Source organism: Leptolyngbya sp. DQ-M1, assembly GCF_039962505.1.
Lineage (GTDB): Bacteria > Cyanobacteriota > Cyanobacteriia > Leptolyngbyales > Leptolyngbyaceae > Leptolyngbya.
The window spans coordinates 734,106-748,050 of sequence record NZ_JAMPLJ010000001.1; the positions used below are offsets into that span (position 1 = coordinate 734,106).

Genomic DNA, 13,945 nt, shown 5'->3' on the forward strand with positions numbered 1-13,945 from the left:
TTCCCCCTAAAGCTGATTTCTGGCTTTGAGTTGGAGATATCGATCGACCAATTCATTTGTAATTTGGTTCGCGGGTGCATCCAATACCAAAACACCACGCTGCTTTAATGTACTAAATGCGATTTGACGCTGAGCTATCAGATCGAGTGCAACAGCTCTTTGATAAGTTGACGGCAAATCTTCAGTAGTCGTGTGCGCTTGCTGATCAACTTGTGGATCGCGTAGTGTCACACAAAACGGTAGATACCTTGGTGTCAATCTTCCCAATGCTGCAAGCAGTTCTGAAGACGCAGTATTATCCACAATATCGGTAATGACCACAACTAAAGCACGTCGCGCTTGTTGATTGACTAACGTTATAACTGCACCTAGATAATCTGGCTCTAAGATTTCCGGCTGAATTGGAGTTAACCGTTCAATCAAATGATTGAGATGAGCTTGTCCACGCTCTGGTGGAATCCAGGTTTGCACTTGTCGATCGAACACTCCAACGCCAACGCGATCGCCCCGATGCAGTCCTGCTAATGCGAGTGCTAAGGTGGCATTCAATCCCCAATCAAACCGCGATAATCCTTTCACTTGAGAAGTCATCAACCGACCTCGATCGAGCAAAATAATCAAAGTTTGCTCTTGTTCTGGTTCTAAGACTCTGACTAAAGGCTGTCCGCGTCGTGCCGTGGCTTTCCAATCAATAAAGCGCGGATCATCACCAGTTGCATATTCTCGGAGTTCAGAAAACTCAGTTCCAATCCCTAATCGACGAGCACGACGAATGGAGCCAGAGGATTCTAGAGTTAATCGAATGGAGAGCGATCGGAGTCCAATCAAATCGGGATAAACTGCAACTTTCTGATCCTGCGGTATCTTCCAATTGTGCCAAGCTAACCGCCACGGACTAAGCTGACGGACTTGGATTTCTTTCCAGTGATATTCTCCCCGATCAGAAGGATGCACAGTGTAGGATAGGTCTTGTTTGATGTTCGGTGCAAGCTTGGTTGATAAGGGCATTGATGACGCTGAAAATGCGATCGGATATTTGTCATAGATTCGTACTTCTGCCGATCGCGCTCCTGATTCGACGGTTAAACTTACTAAGTTATCTCGCCCGATCGACAATCGAGATGGCACTTGTCGCTGGACTTTTACCTGATTTGACTTCACCCGTGAACTATCCCAGATTGATAGTCCGAGAACAATCAGATCAAACAATAACAATGCTGCGATCGACAATGCCGCGTTAAACAAGAAGAGAACGGCAGCGATCGCGCCACCGAGTAACAACAATCCGTAAGTTCGGCGCGAAGGAATCATAGTTATCGGGGAACAGGAACTTGATTGAGAACTGTATTGATTACTGCATCCACATTCACACCATCTAATTGAGCTTCGGGACGCAGGATCAATCGATGTCGTAACAAGGGTGGTGCAACGGCTTTGATATCATCGGGAACCACATAGTTGCGACCTGCTAACCAAGCGTGGGCTTTACTGGCATTCAGCCATGCTACTGCCGATCGTGGCGATGCTCCCAGCACTAAATCAGGATGTTGACGGGTTTTTTGCACCACAGAGAGTAGGTAATCAAGAATTGACTCTTCGACGGTGAGCGATCGTACCAATTGCCGCGCCTGTAAAACCTGTTCAACTGATGCTAAAGGCTTAATTCTGTCTAGATCAAGTCGTTTTGCCTGAAATCCCGCTTGATGATTCAGCAGCATTTTCTTCTCAGCCGCCGCATCGGGATAAGCAACGATCAGCTTGAAGAGGAAGCGATCGAGCTGCGCTTCTGGTAAAGGATATGTTCCTTCAAATTCCAATGAATTCTGTGTTGCAATCACCCAAAAGAAATCAGACAGGGGCAAGCTTTCGCCATCCAGCGTCACCTGCTGTTCTTCCATCGCTTCGAGCAGCGCAGATTGGGTTTTCGGCGGCGTTCGATTGATTTCATCAGCTAACAAAATCTGAGTGAATACAGGGCCTTTTTTTAGCACAAAGCTGCGAGTATTCAAGTCAAAGATATTTGTTCCCAAGATATCCGATGGTAGGATGTCTGGCGTGAGTTGAATGCGACGAAACTCCGATCGCACCAATTGCGCCATGACTTTGACGAGCAGCGTTTTCCCTGTTCCCGGAACTCCCTCTAAAATTACGTGTCCCCCGGACAGCATCGCCACTAAAAGCTGTTGCACTAATGCAGATTGACCGACCACAATTTGATCGAGGGCTTGTCTGAGCCGAGAAAACGTTGCTTGAGGGTCGGACATAGATTGAACTGGGTAACTAGGGCAAAACCATATTAGTCCAGAATTTGAGAATCAGAGGATTCCGATGGCACAAAGCTTCGTCTCTCATCATTCGGTTTATCAGCGTCTTGATCCGCCCGTATTCGAGCGTTTGCAGAAAAGTCTCTTCGTCTGAGCTGGAGCCGATGAGGTGCTCCAGCCAATTATCAGTCGTTTTTTGCTTCAGTATTGCGACTTCTTTCTCAAGCGCGGTTAGCCGTTGTCGATCGCGGTTTCATCCAACATAGTTTTACGCTTTACCGTCAATACCAGAAATAGCTTACTGACAGAACGGCGATCGAGACCTTGAGCGTTAGCTTCGCTACAGGGATACGTTCTCGTGAATGCAGGTCTCCCTTCGATTCCGCCCAAGAAATGAGAAAATGTAGTCTTCACGAATTTATTGGAAGTAATATAGTTGCACCACAGGCACTAGAAGGATAATCGTCATGGCTTCAATTACTATTGATCTCTCAGATACCCAATTCAAGAAGTTACAAGACCTAGCAGATGTGCATGGAATTGCCCTAGAAGTTCTCTTGAAAGCGAGTTTAGAAGACTGGCTGAATTCGCAAAAGGCTGATTTTGTTGAGGCAGCCGATTATGTATTAGCAAAGAACGCTGAATTGTATCAACGTTTAGCCTAATGCGCTATCTAACGCTCTCTGAAGTATTAGAACTGCATCGCAGGATTATTGAGCAATCTGGAGGAGCAACAGGTGTTCGAGATATTGGATTGTTAGAGTCGGCAATTGCTCAATCCAGAATGACCTTTGGTGGAGACGAACTGTATCCAAGTTTGCCTGAAAAGGCGGCAGCGATCGGGTTTTCAATTATCATGAATCATCCATTCATTGATGGAAATAAGCGGACAGGTCACGCAACGACAGAAACTTTTCTGATTTTGAATGGATTAGAAATTAGTGCGTCTGTAGATGAGCAGGAGCATTTTGTACTGGCGATCGCATCCGGTGCGTTGGGGCGCGAAGAGTTTGTAGAGTGGTTGCGGCAAAATACAACCGCGAGATGAGCGATCGAGAAATTGAGCGTTAACTTTGCTACACGCTTATGTGCTCACGAATGCCTGTTCCGATCGCACCTCCTTTAATTTCACTCAACTCATCTATGCTTGAAAAGCAAGTTTCCCTAATGGTATGAGTGGTATCAATCGTGAGATTTTTCTTGACTCTAAACACACTGCAAAACGTTTACCGGGAACTGCCCAAGTGCAACGACTATTGGGACGAGGAAGAGCAGCTCACGTTTTCCATGATGAGGCAACGATGGAGCGAGTTGCTCAAGCGGTCATTGCAAGCGGAGAATTTACAGGTATCATTCGAGAATATGAGCGGTATGGACTATTGTTTTCGGAGTCGATCGGGTATCGAATTGATCCAGATGGCTCGACCATTCCCTTGTTCTACGGAGAGGTGAAGATTAATGCAGAAAACCGATATCACGTCATTCCCCGTACCGGCCCCAGTGAAGGATAATTGGCAGTTTGCTGAGGTGTGGATTGAACCGATGCTTTCTCCACCCTATATTCTTCTGCTATTAGGAGATGAGTCAGGTCGCTGTCAGATCTTTGATCCTGCAAAGGGTTATGCAGTCATTTTCAAGAGTTCCAGCTATGACGAGGCACAACATTGGTTGCTAGAAGATGAGTATGAACCGATCGAAGGTCGGCTTTCGTCTTCTGAGTTATAGCCGCGGACACGCTCCGCGTGAGTCGCTTGTTTACGTGGCGCTTTGTGCCCAGGCAGCGCATCATGGTAATCGCAGTGCTACATGATCGAACTAAAAGGCGATTCCTGAATAAGATCTACACTTGCCCAACGTACATCAGAAATAGAGAACTTATTTAATTCAGATGGTGTCCACACAGCCCACTTCTCTAATGAGGATTGTCTAAAATTCCAGCCTTGTCCCAATTCATCTACAATGTGCTGAAACGCTGCATCTGAATCTTCTTTAGGGATGAACTCTAGAAAAATCTCAATATATTGCGGGCTCTTCCAATAAGTATTGATACTTTTTCGACTCAAGCCTACACATTGTTCAAACATGCTTATGACTGATACTGCTGCTTGCTCACACAATTCTATTTGTGAGGTTTCTACAAAAACACGAACGAGAATAATCGTAGAAGGCATTGATTGTAACTCTATGTTCACTTTTAGTGCGTAATTTCACTATATACGGCCCGTCGAGTGTCATTGATTAACATTCTGCGCTGCCATCATCGTATTGATGTGGGTGAAAATTCGAGCGAGTTCTGCAGAGCGCATCCAGTTCCCCAATTTCTTCAACTGCCAGTTGATCCGCTTTCTTTTTCTCTAGCAATTCTTCCATGCGAAGCTGTAACGCATCGCTAAACTTAAACAAATTCCATTCACCAATTTTCTCAATTTGGATTTCGTGCAGAAGTGAGGATGGTTTGTTAAGAACTGCGCTCATTGCAACCTTTTCAATGCTTTAGCGTTATTCTATCCGGTCGATTAGCAAAAAAGACCCACACTAAACAGTGCAGGTCTTTTCAATTCACTAGCTTTAGAGCTTAAACAATCTCGCAAGTTCCGCCAGCCGCTTCAATCTTCGACTTCGCGCCCTCAGTAAACGCTGCTGCTTTCACAGTCAGCTTTACCGACAACTCACCATCGCCCAAAATCTTCAGCGGACCATCATCCTGAGTCACAATCCCCGCATCCATCAGCGAAGATAACGACACTTCAGAATTGGCATCCAACTCAGCCAAATCGCTCACATTGACCACCGTGAAATACTTCCGATTGATCACCGTGAAGTATTTCAACTTCGGCAAGCGACGATACAGAGGCGTTTGACCCCCTTCAAATCCCGGACGAGTCGGACGACCCGATCGAGACTTTTGACCCCGCATTCCAAAGCCACCACTCGCGCCTTGACCCGCAGAAATTCCGCGACCAATGCGACGCTTCCGCTTGGTTGAGCCTGGTTGGGGCACAGCATCTTCTAATCTCATGATCTAGTGCCTCCTAAACGCCGTAAAGTTGTTCAACCGGAATGCCGCGCTCTTGAGCGACATCCGACAGTGTGCGAAGTTCTGCTAACGCATTCACCGCAGCACGCGCATTGTTCAACGGGTTGCCTGATCCAAGCTGTTTCGCCAGAATGTTCTTCACGCCAGCGAGTTCTAGCACCGTCCGAACAGCACCCCCGGCAATTACCCCAGTACCCGGAGCCGCAGGACGCATCATCACTTTAGCGCCGCCGCCCATTGCGGTTGCAGGATGTGGAATCGAGTTAGATTTGGTCAGGGGCACATCGATCAGATGCTTTTTACCATCTGCGACACCCTTCTTCACCGCACCGATGACATCGCTGGCTTTACCCACACCGACACCGACTTGACCTTTCTCGTTTCCAACTACCACGATCGCTCTAAAGCTGAGCTTTTTACCACCCTTAACTACTTTAGTTACACGGCGGATTTGTACCACGCGCTCTTGGAATTCGGATTCCTTTTCGCGAGATTTCTTTTCTTTTCCTTTTGCCTTAGCCATTTGTGTTTGCTCCTAGAAGTTTAGACCTGCTTCACGGGCAGCATCCGCTAAGGTCTGGACGCGACCATGATATAAGTTACCTCCGCGATCGAACACCACTTGTTCGATGCCTTTGGCTTTCGCACGATCAGCAATCAACCGACCGACTTCAGCCGCAGCTGCGCAGTTTGCTCCGGATTCGATTTTTTCTTTCAGTTCCGGCTCGACGGTGGAAGCAGCCGCGATCGTGGTTTGAGCCACATCATCGATCAGTTGAACATAGATGTGCTGATTCGATTTGAACACGGCTAACCGGGGACGCTCTGGAGTGCCCGACACACGACGGCGAATCCGAGCGTGACGCAGGCGTGTAGATTCTCGACGACTTACTTTGCTCATGGCTTATTTCTTCCCTTTACCACCCGTCTTACCAACTTTGCGACGGACTGCTTCGCCCTGGTAGCGGATTCCCTTACCCTTGTAAGGTTCCGGTGGACGTACCGCCCGCACTTTCGCCGCCGTATTGCCGACGATCTCTTTATCAATTCCGGTCACAATCACGTTGGTGTTGTTTTCGACTTGGAATTGAATGCCGTCTGGCGGTTCGATCAGTACCGGATGGCTGTAGCCCATGCTGAGGTTCAGATTCTTACCTTGAACTGCAGCCCGATAGCCGACCCCTTGAATTTCTAAGCGGCGTTGAAATCCATTTGCCACTCCTTCGACCATATTGGCAACCAGAGTACGGCACAGACCATGACGTTCACGCGCCATCCGCGAATCGTTGACCCGATTCACGGTTACGGTATCGCCTTCGGTTTCGATCGTAACTCCCGCAGGCAGAACTCTTGACAGTTCTCCTTTCGGCCCCTTCACCACGACTTCTTGACCGTTAATCGCGACGGTCACTTTCGCAGGGAGGGTAATCGGACGTTTTCCAATTCGAGACATAGTTTATTCCTCCAACTGCTTACCAGACGTAGCAAAGGACTTCACCGCCAACACCCGTTTTGCGAGCTTCGCGATCGGTCATGATGCCGCTTGAAGTGGAAACGATCGCAATCCCGATGCCGCCTAAGACACGCGGCAGATCCTTACGATTCGAGTACACCCGCAAACCCGGACGGCTCACGCGCTTCAGCGCGGTGATAATCGGTTTGCGATTTTTGCCTTTGTACTTGAGACCCAAGACTAGGTTTTTCTTGGGAATTTCACCTACTTCTTCGACTGAAGCGATAAAGCCTTCAGCGACTAATACCTCAGCAATACTGCGAGTCATGCGGGTGGATGGAACTTCGGTCGTTTGGTGACGCGCTAGACTAGCGTTCCGAATGCGCGTCAGCATATCTGAAATGGTGTCGTTTGCTGCCATAGTTGCCTCTGTGATTTGACTGCGTTAGTTATCTCGGAACGGCATACCCAGTTCTTTCAGCAGGGCACGTCCTTCTTCATCAGTGTTTGCAGTCGTAATGATCGAGATGTCCATCCCGCGAATTTGATCGACGCTGTCGTACTCAATCTCGGGGAAGATCAGTTGCTCTCTCAGACCGAGGGTGTAGTTACCGCGTCCGTCAAAGCTTTTCGGGCTGATGCCGCGAAAGTCCCGAATCCGAGGCAAGGCTAGATTCATCAAACGATCCAAGAAGTTGTACATTCGATCGGCTCTCAGCGTCACCATCACCCCAACTGGCATTCCTTGACGAATTTTGAATCCGGCGATCGCTTTTTTAGCGCGAGTAACGACGGGTTTTTGACCAGTGATGATTGCGAGTTCGTTGACAGATGCTTCAAGCGCTTTCGCATTCTGTGACGCTTCGCCCAGACCCCGGTTGACGGTGATCTTGACGACTTTGGGAACTTCGTGGATGTTCTTGTAGCCAAACTGCTCGGTTAACTTGGGAACAACTTTTTCTGCGTACGAGGTCTTCAGTCTGTTGGACATAGTTTAGATTCCTCCCTGGGCTTGGTCAGGGGCTAAATGAATGCAAGGCTTAATCAATGATTTCGCCGGTTTTGACGAGTTTTCTCACTTTGCGTCCATCTTCGGTGAAGGTGTAGCAAATGCGAGATGCGACTTTTTGCTTTTCGGAATACAGCATCACGTTCGAGCTGTGGATGGGAAATTCGATCGTTTCGATCCGACCGGATTCGCCTTCTTGTTTCGGCTTGATATGTTTGGTTTTGATGTTCACGCCTCTCACAATCACTTTGCTGAGTTTAGGAAATGCGCGAACAATCTCACCAACTTTGCCCTTATCGTTTCCGGCAATCACTTGTACCGTGTCACCCGCTTTGACGTGCATTTTTAGAGCAACGGGGGACTTTTTCTTCTTCAATGCCATTTACAGCACCTCCGGCGCTAGAGAAACAATCTTGGTGAAGTTCTTTTCGCGGAGTTCACGCGCAACTGGGCCAAACACACGGGTTCCTCTAGGGTTGCCGTCTGCGTTGATAATCACGGCTGCATTGTCATCAAACCGAATGCTCATGCCACTATCGCGACGCAAGGTTTTGCGAGTGCGAACAATGACGGCTTTAACAACATCCGACTTTTTCACTGCCATGTTCGGGATTGCATCCTTCACAACAGCAACAATGACATCGCCAACTCCGGCATAGCGACGGTTGCCACCCAGTACACGAATGCACATGAGCTTCCGAGCGCCGCTGTTGTCTGCCACATTGAGATAGCTTTCCTGCTGAATCATGTCCGTCTCCTGATAGGTTAGGCTTTAGTACTCAGGATCTCAAGCACAGACCAGCGTTTGGTGCGGCTCAAGGGGCGAGTTTCCTGAATCCGGACGCGATCGCCTTGTTTGCACTTGTTTTCTTCATCATGTGCTTTGTAGCGCTTTGTCCGGACGACGATTTTTCCGTATTTTGGGTGCGCGGTGCGGTTTTCCACAGCCACGACCACCGTTTTGTCCATTTTGTCGCTGACAACTAAGCCAACTCTTTCTTTAACTGCCATTGGACTTATTCACCTTTCAACTGTCTTTCACGTTCCACCGTCAGGAGCTGCGCGAGGCGATGCTTGAGGTGTTTGAATTGATGCGGTTTTTCGAGTTGACGAGTTCCTTGCTGCATTCGGAGTTGGAATAACTCTTTCTTGACAGAAAGGATCTGATCCGAAAGTTCTTCGTCGTTTAGCGATCGAGCATCTGCAATTTTCGGAAGTGCCATGATTTATGATTCCTCCTCAACGACTTGCTGACGGGTGATGAATTTCGTTTTGATCGGGAGTTTGTACTGGGCGAGGCGCATGGCTTCACGAGCAGTTTCTTCCGGGACTCCAGCGATTTCAAACATAATCCGACCAGGCTTCACCACGGCAACCCAGTATTCGGGCGCACCTTTACCAGAACCCATCCGGGTTTCTGCGGCACGAGCGGTGACGGGCTTGTCGGGGAAAATCCGAATCCAGATTTGTCCACCCCGGCGAATGTAGCGCGTCATTGCACGACGGCTAGCTTCGATTTGGCGCGATGTGATCCAGGTTGGCTCTAGGGCTTGTAAGCCAAAGTCACCGAAGTTCAGTTGACTTCCGCGTGTCGCCAATCCTCGCATCCGACCGCGCTGTTGCTTACGGAATTTTGTTCTTCTTGGGCTTAACATTGGTCGATACCTGTATGTGGGGAGTGGGGAGGTGGGGAGTGGGGAGCGAGATGTTTCAATGTTCTCTCGTCCCCCTACTCCCTACTGTTCCTACCCTTCGTTCGATCGATCTTCAAATCGCTGACGACGCTGTTGACGACGACGCGGTTGTTGGTTCGGCGCGACAACTTCAGCTTCACGCTCTTGTCCGGGCAGGATTTCTCCTTTGAACACCCAAATTTTGATGCCTAACGTTCCGTAGATCGTTTGGGCAGTCGTGTAAGCATAATCGATGTCGGCTCTGAGGGTGTGTAGGGGAACACGACCTTCGCGAGTCCACTCTGGACGGGCAATTTCAGCCCCATTCAGGCGACCGCTCACTTGGATTTTGATGCCTTCGATGCCTGCACGTTGAGCACGCTGGATCGCTTGGCGCACGACGCGCCGGAAGGAAACCCGACGCTCTAGCTGTTCTGCGATGTACTCGCCAATCAGCATGGCATCAGCATCCACGCGAGCGACTTCCACCACGTTAATGCGGATTTGTCGATCGTTTGCGCCTAACGCTTGCTGGAGGTTCGTTCTCAGCACTTCGATTCCAGCGCCACCCCGACCGACGACCACGCCAGGGCGAGACGTGCGGATTTCTAAATCAATCTGGTCGGCTTTGCGTTCGATACGGATTTCCGAAATCCCCGGCTTTTTCAGGTTATCCAAGTTCTTCGGATTCTTGGTGAAGAAATGCCGAATCTTGTGATCTTCCTGAAGCAGATCGGGATAACGATCGGCATCAGCAAACCAGCGCGATCGGTGTTCTTTGATCACACCGAGCCGAAAACCATTGGGGTTAATCTTCTGTCCCATGTTGTTCTCCCTTATGAATCTGCGCCCGGCGCAACGCCGATCGTGATGTGGCACGTCGGTTTGCGGATTTGATATGCCCGCCCTTGCGCTCTCGGTCTAAACCGCTTCAGAACAGGTCCTTGGTCAGCATAGGCTTGACTTACGACTAGACTGGCGCGATTTAAGCCTTCATTATGTTCTGCGTTTGCGGCTGCCGATCGTAGAACCTTGAGAACAGGTTCACAAGCGCGATACGGCATGAATTCGAGGATAATCAGCGCTTCTCGATAGGAACGTCCGCGAATTTGATCCAGCACTCGGCGCACCTTGAACGGTGACATCCGAATGTAGCGGGCTACCGCTTTGACTTCTCCTGGTGTTTGTGTCGCCATTGTTCCTACCTCCGCGATTTCTTATCGCCGCCGCCATGTCCCCGGTAAGTCCGGGTAGGCGCAAATTCACCCAGCTTGTGACCGACCATTTGTTCGCTCACGTATACGGGAACGTGAACTTTCCCGTTGTGAACTCCAAAAGTCATGCCGATCATTTGCGGCAGAATGGTGGATGCGCGTGACCAGGTTTTGATTACCTGAGTGTCGCCTTTTGCTCTTGCGTTTTCCACTTTTTTCAATAAGTGGTCAGCAATGAAAGGCCCTTTTTTCAATGAACGTGCCATCGTTTTTCGTCCTCTCTAACTTACGATTCGCGTCCGCCACGTCCGCGTTTAGAAGTCTTACGACGACGACGCACGATCAGGGCGCTACTGAGTTTCTTCTTGTTGCGAGTCTTTGCACCCAACGCAGGTTTACCCCACGGTGTCACCGGCCCCGATCGACCGATCGGGGCTCGACCTTCACCACCACCATGCGGGTGATCTACGGGGTTCATCACACTACCCCGCACTTCCGGGCGGCGACCCAAATGGCGTTTGCGCCCAGCTTTTCCGAGCGTTTGGTTGCGGTGATCGGTATTGCCGACTTGTCCGATCGTGGCGTAACACTCTTTCCGCACCATCCGAACTTCCGTCGAAGGTAGCTTCAGAGTGACGTAATCGCCTTCTTTTGCGGCAACTTGCGCGGCAGCTCCAGCAGCCCGAACGATTTGTCCGCCTTTACCGGCTTGCAGTTCGACGTTATGAACGATCGTACCGAGCGGGATCTTTTCGAGCGGTAAAGCGTTACCAACTTCGATCGGGGCATCGTTGCCTGCTTGCACCTTTGTGCCAACCGTCAATCCAACTGGATGCAGGATATAACGCTTTTCACCATCGGCATAGAACAACAATGCAATTCGAGCGTTGCGGTTCGGATCGTATTCGATCGCCGCAACCGTCGCGACTACATTGCGTTTATCACGCTTGAAGTCAATGATTCGGTACAGTTTCTTGTGACCGCCGCCCCGGTGACGACAGGTGACAACACCCCGATTGTTCCGTCCTTTATTGCGGTGCTTGTACACCACCAAAGACTTTTCGGGTTCCGACTTGGTGATTTCTGCGAAATCAGGGACACTGCGTTGACGAGTGCCAGGGGTATAGGGTCGAAAATTTCGGATGCCCATAGTTTGCTCTCTGGGTGGTTATACTTCGGGGAACAGAGTGATCGTGTCGCCTTCAGCCAGGGTGACGATCGCTTTTTTGTACTGCGGCTTGAAGCCAATGTACTTACCGACGCGCTTCTTCTTGCGAGGAAGATTCATTGTGCTGATGCCCGTGACTTTCACGTCGAATAAGTATTCGATCGCGGCTCTAATTTCGGGCTTCGAGGCTTTCGGCTGAACTTCAAAGGTGTATTGGTTCAGTTCGAGCAACCGTGTCGCTTTTTCGGTAATCAATGGGCGACGAATGATATCAGCTAAGTTGCGGGGATCAGTCTTCACCGTACACCTCCTGGATTTTCTCAAGTGCTGCGGAAGTCGCAACAATGTGATCTGCATGGAGCAAATCATAAACATTGAGGTTATTCGCTGAAATCAATCTCAGTCGCTCCACGTTCCGAGCGGAGAGATAAACGTTCTCGTCTCGCTCAGCCACGATCATCAAAACTTTCGATCCCGCTTCAACGCCCCAACGCGATAATGCTTGAACAAGCTCTTTGGTCTTCGGGCGAGGCAGCTTATCTGCGAAATCCTGCACCACGATCAAGTCTTCCGCCCGTCCTTGGAAAGCAGTTCTCAGCGCGAGTCTTCGCTCTTTGCGGTTCATCTTGATCGAATAATCTCTGGGTTTCGGGCCAAAGATTACACCGCCACCTCTCCACAACGGAGAACGGTTTGAACCTGCACGAGCACGTCCGGTTCCTTTCTGTCTCCAAGGCTTGCGACCACCCCCCCGAACTTCTGCACGGGTTTTAGTCGAAGCATTTCCCTGACGAGCATTCGCCAATTGACGAATCACGGCGCGGTGCAAAATGCCAGCAGCGCTTTCGGGTCTTGCGGTTTTGAGATCGATCGCTGCGGTTCCCGCTTCAGTCCCGTCCCAATCTTTTACTGTAAAGTCTGCCATGTCTTACTTACCCCCAACGGTCTTAGCGGGCAGGATTTGCACAAGCGCTCCGGGCTTTCCGGGCACTGCCCCTTTAATCAGAATGACGTTGCGTTCTGTGTCCACACGCACAACAGTCAGCTTCCGAACGGTGGTCTGAGTTCCGCCTAAGCGACCTGCCATCCGCTTTCCTGGGTAGACCCGTCCGGGAGTCGTTCCCGCTCCGGTTGAACCCGGCTCACGGTGGTTTTTAGAACCGTGAGACATCGGGCCTCGTGCAAAGTTGTTGCGCTTTTGATAACCCGCGAAACCGCGTCCAATGCTGGTTCCAATCACATCTACGGTTTGACCTGCCTCAAACAGGTCAGCATTCAACTGCTGACCGAGGGTGTATTCTCCCGCGTTGTCTACTCGATACTCGATCAGATGTCGCAGAGGTGGCGAATCTGATTTTTTCAGATGACCCAGTTCAGGCTTGTTCAATGCCTTCTCGGTGCATTCACCATATCCAATCTGGATGGCGGAATAACCGTCTGTTTCTTTGGTTTTGACTTGGGTTACGGGGCAGGGGCCAACTTGAATGACGGTAACAGGGATTGCTCTCCGTTGCTCGTCGAATACTTGAGTCATGCCCAGCTTTGTGCCGATAATGCCGACAGCCACTGTTCTTTCTCCTTGTTTACACATCATGACAAATGCAGCGAACAGGCTTCGCCTCGATCGCCGATTTGTGTCTCAGTCACTCCAACGGAGTCCACGGTCGGAAGACCAGAAGAATCTTACCTCTAGGAGAGTAGAGGCAGCGGATTCCGCGTGTTTCGTTGTACTTCAGGCATTCTATGAAAAAGCTGAGGTTGAGTCATGCTCTGGAATGCGAATTCCGATCGGACTTAAGTAGGGTGCCACTCAGTTTCCGGGAGTCGGAATACAGTTCGCGAAAAGAACTGAAGTCTAATGGTTTCAGCTTTCTCGCCTGAAGGTTGCGATTCTAGGGGTTTTAGAAATGCACTCTCGCACGTCTAAAAACTTATCTGCAAAAAATATCCGCAGTACTTCCCCTAAATTCGCTCAACTGATTTTTAGCGACAATTAAACAGTGTAAGACAAGATTGGTAAAACTGTCTACAAATTTTTCTAGGTTGGGATTTGGAGGAAGATGGCGATCGAGAATTAATCAGAAACCCAAACTAACGATATTGAAGATTGTTTCTCGGCCCAATCAA

At 49.6% G+C, this 13,945-nt stretch carries 26 protein-coding genes and 1 pseudogene; 4 read left to right on the forward strand and 23 right to left on the reverse strand.

Annotated features, from left to right (window positions below; genetic code table 11):
- Positions 1–6: 6 nt before the first annotated feature.
- The 3 genes from NC981_RS03425 to NC981_RS03435 all read right to left on the reverse strand — a co-directional run bounded on the left by NC981_RS03425 (position 7) and on the right by NC981_RS03435 (position 2,678).
- Complete coding sequence (locus NC981_RS03425; protein WP_348241537.1) at positions 7–1,311, reverse strand: DUF58 domain-containing protein; 1,305 nt, start codon at positions 1,309–1,311, stop codon at positions 7–9.
- A gap of 2 nt (positions 1,312–1,313) precedes the next feature.
- A complete protein-coding gene (locus tag NC981_RS03430) occupies positions 1,314–2,264 on the reverse strand; it encodes a MoxR family ATPase (RefSeq protein ID WP_348241538.1) in 951 nt (316 codons plus the stop codon).
- Between the two features lie 231 nt (positions 2,265–2,495).
- Positions 2,496–2,678 (reverse strand): hypothetical protein, encoded by a 183-nt coding sequence (locus NC981_RS03435; RefSeq protein WP_348241539.1) that lies wholly within the window; start codon positions 2,676–2,678, stop codon positions 2,496–2,498.
- Between the two features lie 53 nt (positions 2,679–2,731).
- Between NC981_RS03435 and NC981_RS03440 the strand changes: the two genes are divergently transcribed.
- The 4 genes from NC981_RS03440 (at position 2,732) to NC981_RS03455 (ending at position 3,989) form a co-directional block, all read left to right on the forward strand.
- On the forward strand, positions 2,732–2,929 hold the full coding sequence (locus NC981_RS03440) for a DNA-binding protein (RefSeq protein WP_348241540.1): 198 nt from the start codon (positions 2,732–2,734) through the stop codon (positions 2,927–2,929).
- Positions 2,929–3,312: a type II toxin-antitoxin system death-on-curing family toxin gene (locus NC981_RS03445; RefSeq protein ID WP_348241541.1), complete on the forward strand. Its 384-nt coding sequence runs from the start codon at positions 2,929–2,931 to the stop codon at positions 3,310–3,312. Before NC981_RS03440 ends, NC981_RS03445 begins: the two co-directional genes overlap by 1 nt.
- Positions 3,313–3,436: 124 nt before the next feature.
- Positions 3,437–3,775, forward strand: coding sequence for a hypothetical protein (locus NC981_RS03450; RefSeq protein ID WP_348241542.1), 339 nt, complete (start codon positions 3,437–3,439; stop codon positions 3,773–3,775).
- A complete protein-coding gene (locus NC981_RS03455) occupies positions 3,723–3,989 on the forward strand; it encodes a hypothetical protein (protein ID WP_348241543.1) in 267 nt (88 codons plus the stop codon). Before NC981_RS03450 ends, NC981_RS03455 begins: the two co-directional genes overlap by 53 nt.
- A gap of 77 nt (positions 3,990–4,066) precedes the next feature.
- Here the strand turns inward: NC981_RS03455 and NC981_RS03460 are convergent, their stop codons facing one another.
- The 20 genes and pseudogenes from NC981_RS03460 to rplC form a co-directional block, all read right to left on the reverse strand.
- Positions 4,067–4,435: a hypothetical protein gene (locus NC981_RS03460; RefSeq protein WP_348241544.1), complete on the reverse strand. Its 369-nt coding sequence runs from the start codon at positions 4,433–4,435 to the stop codon at positions 4,067–4,069.
- 60 nt (positions 4,436–4,495) lie between these two features.
- Positions 4,496–4,739, reverse strand: a pseudogene (locus tag NC981_RS03465) (hypothetical protein).
- 100 nt (positions 4,740–4,839) lie between these two features.
- Positions 4,840–5,283 (reverse strand): 50S ribosomal protein L15, encoded by a 444-nt coding sequence (gene rplO / locus NC981_RS03470; protein ID WP_348241545.1) that lies wholly within the window; start codon positions 5,281–5,283, stop codon positions 4,840–4,842.
- Between the two features lie 13 nt (positions 5,284–5,296).
- The gene (gene rpsE / locus NC981_RS03475; RefSeq protein ID WP_190378723.1) at positions 5,297–5,824 is read right to left on the reverse strand and encodes a 30S ribosomal protein S5; all 528 of its coding nucleotides are present in this window, start codon (positions 5,822–5,824) and stop codon (positions 5,297–5,299) included.
- 12 nt (positions 5,825–5,836) lie between these two features.
- Complete coding sequence (gene rplR / locus NC981_RS03480) at positions 5,837–6,202, reverse strand: 50S ribosomal protein L18 (RefSeq protein ID WP_348241546.1); 366 nt, start codon at positions 6,200–6,202, stop codon at positions 5,837–5,839.
- 3 nt (positions 6,203–6,205) lie between these two features.
- A complete protein-coding gene (gene rplF / locus NC981_RS03485) occupies positions 6,206–6,754 on the reverse strand; it encodes a 50S ribosomal protein L6 (protein WP_348241547.1) in 549 nt (182 codons plus the stop codon).
- Between the two features lie 19 nt (positions 6,755–6,773).
- The gene (rpsH, locus tag NC981_RS03490) at positions 6,774–7,175 is read right to left on the reverse strand and encodes a 30S ribosomal protein S8 (RefSeq protein ID WP_190378720.1); all 402 of its coding nucleotides are present in this window, start codon (positions 7,173–7,175) and stop codon (positions 6,774–6,776) included.
- A gap of 24 nt (positions 7,176–7,199) precedes the next feature.
- Positions 7,200–7,745, reverse strand: coding sequence for a 50S ribosomal protein L5 (rplE, locus tag NC981_RS03495; protein WP_190378719.1), 546 nt, complete (start codon positions 7,743–7,745; stop codon positions 7,200–7,202).
- A gap of 49 nt (positions 7,746–7,794) precedes the next feature.
- On the reverse strand, positions 7,795–8,145 hold the full coding sequence (gene rplX / locus NC981_RS03500; RefSeq protein ID WP_199298678.1) for a 50S ribosomal protein L24: 351 nt from the start codon (positions 8,143–8,145) through the stop codon (positions 7,795–7,797).
- The gene (gene rplN, locus NC981_RS03505; protein WP_058997474.1) at positions 8,146–8,511 is read right to left on the reverse strand and encodes a 50S ribosomal protein L14; all 366 of its coding nucleotides are present in this window, start codon (positions 8,509–8,511) and stop codon (positions 8,146–8,148) included.
- A 17-nt stretch (positions 8,512–8,528) separates the two neighbouring features.
- Positions 8,529–8,774 (reverse strand): 30S ribosomal protein S17, encoded by a 246-nt coding sequence (gene rpsQ, locus NC981_RS03510; RefSeq protein WP_190378718.1) that lies wholly within the window; start codon positions 8,772–8,774, stop codon positions 8,529–8,531.
- Positions 8,775–8,779: 5 nt separating this feature from the next.
- Positions 8,780–8,986: a 50S ribosomal protein L29 gene (rpmC, locus tag NC981_RS03515; RefSeq protein ID WP_190378717.1), complete on the reverse strand. Its 207-nt coding sequence runs from the start codon at positions 8,984–8,986 to the stop codon at positions 8,780–8,782.
- 3 nt (positions 8,987–8,989) lie between these two features.
- Positions 8,990–9,418 (reverse strand): 50S ribosomal protein L16, encoded by a 429-nt coding sequence (gene rplP, locus NC981_RS03520; RefSeq protein ID WP_026148407.1) that lies wholly within the window; start codon positions 9,416–9,418, stop codon positions 8,990–8,992.
- A 90-nt stretch (positions 9,419–9,508) separates the two neighbouring features.
- On the reverse strand, positions 9,509–10,261 hold the full coding sequence (gene rpsC, locus NC981_RS03525) for a 30S ribosomal protein S3 (protein ID WP_348241548.1): 753 nt from the start codon (positions 10,259–10,261) through the stop codon (positions 9,509–9,511).
- 11 nt (positions 10,262–10,272) lie between these two features.
- The gene (rplV, locus tag NC981_RS03530) at positions 10,273–10,632 is read right to left on the reverse strand and encodes a 50S ribosomal protein L22 (RefSeq protein ID WP_190378715.1); all 360 of its coding nucleotides are present in this window, start codon (positions 10,630–10,632) and stop codon (positions 10,273–10,275) included.
- A 5-nt stretch (positions 10,633–10,637) separates the two neighbouring features.
- Positions 10,638–10,916 (reverse strand): 30S ribosomal protein S19, encoded by a 279-nt coding sequence (rpsS, locus tag NC981_RS03535; protein WP_348241549.1) that lies wholly within the window; start codon positions 10,914–10,916, stop codon positions 10,638–10,640.
- Between the two features lie 20 nt (positions 10,917–10,936).
- Entirely contained in the window at positions 10,937–11,800 is an 864-nt protein-coding gene (gene rplB, locus NC981_RS03540) for a 50S ribosomal protein L2 (protein ID WP_190378714.1), read from the reverse strand.
- Between the two features lie 18 nt (positions 11,801–11,818).
- Entirely contained in the window at positions 11,819–12,118 is a 300-nt protein-coding gene (locus tag NC981_RS03545) for a 50S ribosomal protein L23 (RefSeq protein ID WP_190378713.1), read from the reverse strand.
- Entirely contained in the window at positions 12,108–12,743 is a 636-nt protein-coding gene (gene rplD / locus NC981_RS03550) for a 50S ribosomal protein L4 (RefSeq protein WP_190378712.1), read from the reverse strand. The genes NC981_RS03545 and rplD overlap by 11 nt, the downstream gene beginning before the upstream one ends.
- 3 nt (positions 12,744–12,746) lie before the next feature.
- Positions 12,747–13,385: a 50S ribosomal protein L3 gene (gene rplC, locus NC981_RS03555; RefSeq protein WP_190378711.1), complete on the reverse strand. Its 639-nt coding sequence runs from the start codon at positions 13,383–13,385 to the stop codon at positions 12,747–12,749.
- Positions 13,386–13,945: the final 560 nt, after the last annotated feature.

Bases quoted from the DNA above. Each gene is read 5' to 3' on its own strand.
- NC981_RS03430 (WP_348241538.1), bottom strand. From the start codon at position 2,264: ATGTCCGACCCTCAAGCAACGTTTTCTCGGCTCAGACAAGCCCTCGAT.
- rplE (WP_190378719.1), bottom strand. From the start codon at position 7,745: ATGTCCAACAGACTGAAGACCTCGTACGCAGAAAAAGTTGTTCCCAAG.
- rplD (WP_190378712.1), bottom strand. From the start codon at position 12,743: ATGGCAGACTTTACAGTAAAAGATTGGGACGGGACTGAAGCGGGAACC.
- rplX (WP_199298678.1), bottom strand. From the start codon at position 8,145: ATGGCATTGAAGAAGAAAAAGTCCCCCGTTGCTCTAAAAATGCACGTC.
- rplP (WP_026148407.1), bottom strand. From the start codon at position 9,418: ATGTTAAGCCCAAGAAGAACAAAATTCCGTAAGCAACAGCGCGGTCGG.
- rpsS (WP_348241549.1), bottom strand. From the start codon at position 10,916: ATGGCACGTTCATTGAAAAAAGGGCCTTTCATTGCTGACCACTTATTG.
- NC981_RS03425 (WP_348241537.1), bottom strand. From the start codon at position 1,311: ATGATTCCTTCGCGCCGAACTTACGGATTGTTGTTACTCGGTGGCGCG.
- rplB (WP_190378714.1), bottom strand. From the start codon at position 11,800: ATGGGCATCCGAAATTTTCGACCCTATACCCCTGGCACTCGTCAACGC.
- rpsE (WP_190378723.1), bottom strand. From the start codon at position 5,824: ATGGCTAAGGCAAAAGGAAAAGAAAAGAAATCTCGCGAAAAGGAATCC.
- rplR (WP_348241546.1), bottom strand. From the start codon at position 6,202: ATGAGCAAAGTAAGTCGTCGAGAATCTACACGCCTGCGTCACGCTCGG.
- NC981_RS03460 (WP_348241544.1), bottom strand. From the start codon at position 4,435: ATGCCTTCTACGATTATTCTCGTTCGTGTTTTTGTAGAAACCTCACAA.
- NC981_RS03440 (WP_348241540.1), top strand. From the start codon at position 2,732: ATGGCTTCAATTACTATTGATCTCTCAGATACCCAATTCAAGAAGTTA.
- rpsH (WP_190378720.1), bottom strand. From the start codon at position 7,175: ATGGCAGCAAACGACACCATTTCAGATATGCTGACGCGCATTCGGAAC.
- rplV (WP_190378715.1), bottom strand. From the start codon at position 10,632: ATGGCGACACAAACACCAGGAGAAGTCAAAGCGGTAGCCCGCTACATT.
- NC981_RS03445 (WP_348241541.1), top strand. From the start codon at position 2,929: ATGCGCTATCTAACGCTCTCTGAAGTATTAGAACTGCATCGCAGGATT.
- NC981_RS03450 (WP_348241542.1), top strand. From the start codon at position 3,437: ATGAGTGGTATCAATCGTGAGATTTTTCTTGACTCTAAACACACTGCA.
- rpsC (WP_348241548.1), bottom strand. From the start codon at position 10,261: ATGGGACAGAAGATTAACCCCAATGGTTTTCGGCTCGGTGTGATCAAA.
- NC981_RS03455 (WP_348241543.1), top strand. From the start codon at position 3,723: ATGCAGAAAACCGATATCACGTCATTCCCCGTACCGGCCCCAGTGAAG.
- rplN (WP_058997474.1), bottom strand. From the start codon at position 8,511: ATGATTCAGCAGGAAAGCTATCTCAATGTGGCAGACAACAGCGGCGCT.
- rplF (WP_348241547.1), bottom strand. From the start codon at position 6,754: ATGTCTCGAATTGGAAAACGTCCGATTACCCTCCCTGCGAAAGTGACC.
- rplO (WP_348241545.1), bottom strand. From the start codon at position 5,283: ATGAGATTAGAAGATGCTGTGCCCCAACCAGGCTCAACCAAGCGGAAG.
- rpsQ (WP_190378718.1), bottom strand. From the start codon at position 8,774: ATGGCAGTTAAAGAAAGAGTTGGCTTAGTTGTCAGCGACAAAATGGAC.
- rpmC (WP_190378717.1), bottom strand. From the start codon at position 8,986: ATGGCACTTCCGAAAATTGCAGATGCTCGATCGCTAAACGACGAAGAA.